The organism is Pseudomonas sp. RA_15y_Pfl1_P11 (assembly GCF_963970975.1).
Lineage (GTDB): Bacteria > Pseudomonadota > Gammaproteobacteria > Pseudomonadales > Pseudomonadaceae > Aquipseudomonas > Aquipseudomonas tritici.
The window spans coordinates 1-1251 of record NZ_CAXAOY010000054.1; the positions used below are offsets into that span (position 1 = coordinate 1).

Sequence of the window (1251 nt, forward strand, 5' to 3'; positions counted from 1 at the left end):
CCAACCAGCGGGTGGCCAGCCATCTGCGCTCGCCGCACAAAGGCCGCCACACCACCCAAACCGAGCACATGCCCAAAAGTCACCGCGAACATGCCGAATGGACGCCGCAGCGACTGATCCACTGGGCAGAGCAGACAGGCCCGAATACGGCCGGCGTCATCGCCTACATCCTCGAACGCCGGATCCATCCGCAGCAAGGCTTCCGCGCCTGCCTGGGCATCCTGCGCCTGAGCAAGCAGCACGGCGAAGCGCGGCTGGAAGCCGCGTGCCAGCGTGCGCTGGCACTGGGCGCGTGCAGCTACAAAAGCCTCGAATCGATCCTGCGCCAAGGGCTGGAAAAGCTACCGCTGTCCCAGCAAAACCTGCCGCTACTGCCCGACGAACACATCAACCTGCGCGGCCCTAGCTACTACCACTGACCTGAAAAAGGAGCACCAAAATGCTGCCCAACCCGACACTCGACAAGCTGCAAACCCTGCGCCTGCACGGCATGATCAAGGCGCTTGGCGAACAAGACGCAACGCCTGAAATCAACGATCTCAGCTTTGACGAACGCCTCGGTCTGATCGTCGACCGCGAGCTGACTGAACGTGAAAACACGCGTCTGAGCAGCCGCCTGAAACTGGCACGACTGCGCCACAACGCCTGTCTGGAAGACATCGATTACCGAAGTCCACGTGGCCTGGACAAGGCCTTGATCCTGCAACTGGGCAGCGGCCAATGGCTGCGCGACGGCCTAAACCTGATCATCGGCGGCCCAACGGGGGTAGGCAAAACCTGGCTCGCCTGCGCGCTGGCCCACAAGGCCTGCCGGGACGGCTACAGCGTGCGCTACTTGCGGCTGCCGCGCTTGATGGAGGAACTGGGCCTGGCCCACGGCGACGGTCGCTTCGCCAAATTGATGGCCGGCTACGCCAAGACTGACCTGCTGATCCTGGACGACTGGGGCTTGGCACCGTTTACCGCTGCGCAACGGCGCGACATGCTTGAACTGCTGGACGACCGCTACGGCAACCGCTCGACGCTAGTGACCAGCCAGATGCCAGTGGACAAATGGCACGCGCTGATCGGCGATCCGACCTTGGGCGACGCGATCCTCGACCGGCTGGTGCACAACGCTTATCGGATCGAACTGAAGGGCGAATCGATGCGCAGACGCGCAACGAAATTGACGACGACAGGGACTTCAGACTAACAATGCAAACCTGCGTCGCTGCGCTCCGACTGCCTGGCCGGATGAGCGTGGAAAGG

The 1251-nt window shown here is 62.7% G+C and carries 1 protein-coding gene and 1 pseudogene; both read left to right on the forward strand.

The window, feature by feature from the left end:
- Positions 1–419: pseudogene (locus tag AACY44_RS27560) on the forward strand (IS21 family transposase); the annotation flags it as partial.
- Positions 420–439: 20 nt separating this feature from the next.
- Positions 440–1195, forward strand: a complete 756-nt coding sequence (istB, locus tag AACY44_RS27565; RefSeq protein ID WP_169907418.1) for an IS21-like element ISPre4 family helper ATPase IstB — start codon at positions 440–442, stop codon at positions 1193–1195.
- The last annotated feature ends 56 nt before the right edge of the window (positions 1196–1251 follow it).